The organism is Mesorhizobium sp. M7A.F.Ca.US.006.04.2.1, assembly GCF_004022915.1.
GTDB lineage: Bacteria > Pseudomonadota > Alphaproteobacteria > Rhizobiales > Rhizobiaceae > Mesorhizobium > Mesorhizobium ciceri.
Genome location: NZ_RZQA01001059.1, coordinates 1 through 1,870, shown reverse-complemented (window position 1 = coordinate 1,870; position 1,870 = coordinate 1). Strand labels below are relative to the sequence as shown.

3 protein-coding genes and 1 pseudogene are annotated in these 1,870 nt (G+C 61.4%); all 4 read right to left on the bottom strand.

Annotated elements, in window-relative coordinates:
• On the bottom strand, positions 1-527 hold a 527-nt coding region (locus tag EN925_RS34195), incomplete at its 3' end, for an ABC transporter ATP-binding protein (protein ID WP_164894596.1).
• Complete coding sequence (locus EN925_RS34190) at positions 524-745, bottom strand: hypothetical protein (RefSeq protein WP_064995531.1); 222 nt, start codon at positions 743-745, stop codon at positions 524-526. The genes EN925_RS34195 and EN925_RS34190, both read right to left, overlap by 4 nt.
• Complete coding sequence (locus EN925_RS34185) at positions 742-1,701, bottom strand: carbohydrate ABC transporter permease (RefSeq protein WP_013529496.1); 960 nt, start codon at positions 1,699-1,701, stop codon at positions 742-744. The genes EN925_RS34190 and EN925_RS34185 overlap by 4 nt, the downstream gene beginning before the upstream one ends.
• Position 1,702: 1 nt before the next feature.
• Positions 1,703-1,870, bottom strand: a pseudogene (locus EN925_RS34180) (sugar ABC transporter permease); the annotation flags it as partial.

The following is a 1,870-nucleotide window of genomic DNA, read 5'->3' as shown; positions in this document are numbered from 1 at the left end:
ATTTCCGCGCGCATCTCCTCGCGCAGCTTGGCGTCGAGCGCGCCGATCGGCTCATCCATCAGCATGGCCTTCGGTCGCCGCACCAGAGCGCGGCCAATGGCGACGCGCTGCATGTCGCCACCCGAGAGCGCCGACGGCTTCTTGTCCAGCAGATCGGTGATCTGCAGCGTCTTGGCGACCGAACGCACCTCGCTGTCGATCTCCGTCTTGCTCTTGCGCGTGGCGCGCAAGGGGAAGGCGATGTTCTCGTAGACGCTCATATGCGGATAGAGCGAGAACGACTGGAACACCATGGCGATGTCGCGGTCGGCGGCCTTCAAATGCTGCACCGGCTTGCCGTCGATGAAGATGTCGCCCTCGTCGATGGTTTCCAGCCCGGCGATGGCGCGCAGCGTCGTCGTCTTGCCGCAGCCCGATTGGCCGAGCAGCACGATGAACTCGTTGTCGGCGATCTTGAGATTCAGGTCCTTGATGACCTGGACGGCGCCGAAGAATTTCTGGACGCCGCGAAGCTCGATCTGGGTCAATGCTGTGCTCCCGGATTGCGCACCTGGCCGGTGCCGGCCTTCTCCTCGGGCGCGATCTTGGAGGTTACGTTGAAGCCGACGAGCCCGATCAGGATGATGGTCAGGCCATAGCTGTGCAGCAGCATGTTCCAGGGCTGGCAGAGCGCGACGATGCCGAGCACCATCAATATCTGCGACCCAGGCTCAAGGTATTTCTGGTTGATGGCGCGAAAACTCATTTGCGGATCGCTCCGAAGGACATGCCGCGCAGCAGATGATTGCGAAGCAGGAAGGTGAAGATGGCGACCGGCAGCAGGAACAGGAAGGTTCCGGAGGCGATCACCGTCCAGTCCGGCAGGCCCGAACCGACCTGGCTCGGGATGAAGGGAGGCGCGGTCTGGGCGCGGCGGTTGGTCATGATCAGCGCAAAGGCGTATTCGTTCCATGCGGTGATGAAACAGAACACGGCGGTGGCGGCGATGCCCGTGGCGGCCTCCGGCAGCACGATCTTGAAGAACGCCTCCATGCGCGTGTAGCCGTCGACAAGCGCGGCCTCCTCATATTCCTTCGGAATCTCGTCCATGAAACCCTTCATCAGCCACACGGAGAAGGACAGGTTGAAGGCGGTGTAGAGAATGATCAGGCCCAGATGCGTGTCGTTGAGCCCGACTGCCCGGTACATCAGGAACATCGGGATGGCGACCACCACCGCCGGCAACATGCGCGTCGACAGGATGAAGAAGAGCAGATCCGCCTCCCCTTTCACCTTGAAGCGCGAGAAGCCATAGGCGGTGAATGTCCCCATGCCGACCGCCAACACCGTCGAGGTGATGGCGATGATGAGCGAGTTCAGGAAGCGGCTCGGATATCCCGACCATTGCACCTGGCCCTTGCCGTCGCGCACGATCTTCTCGCCGCCGTCGAACACGACCCGCTCCCACCACGGGGCGGCGGCATATTCTTCGGCCGACGGCGGGCTGCGCAACTGTGAGCGCTTTGTGAAAAGTTTGACGAAAGGCGAGATGGTCGGCTCGAACATCACCGTCGGCGGGATCGTCGTGGCCAGGTTGCGTGGCTTGAACGAGGTCGCCACGATCCAGTAGATCGGCGCCAGGAAGATGATCGTCACCAAGAGGACGGCGACAATAGCGACCTTGTTGAGCGCCCGTTCACCCGAAGTCTGGACGGCCGCCATCTCAGCGCTCCTTAACTTTGTTGAGGTATTTCACATAGATGTTGGTGATCGCCAGCACCATGATCAGCACGATATAGGCAAGCGCGCAGGAGCGCCCCGTCTGCCATTCCTGGAAAGCCATCTTGTAGAGACGGATGGAAATCACCTCCGTGCTCGGCTGCGTCGACAG

Bases quoted from the DNA above. Each gene is read 5' to 3' on its own strand.
- EN925_RS34190 (WP_064995531.1), bottom strand. From the start codon at position 745: ATGAGTTTTCGCGCCATCAACCAGAAATACCTTGAGCCTGGGTCGCAG.
- EN925_RS34185 (WP_013529496.1), bottom strand. From the start codon at position 1,701: ATGGCGGCCGTCCAGACTTCGGGTGAACGGGCGCTCAACAAGGTCGCT.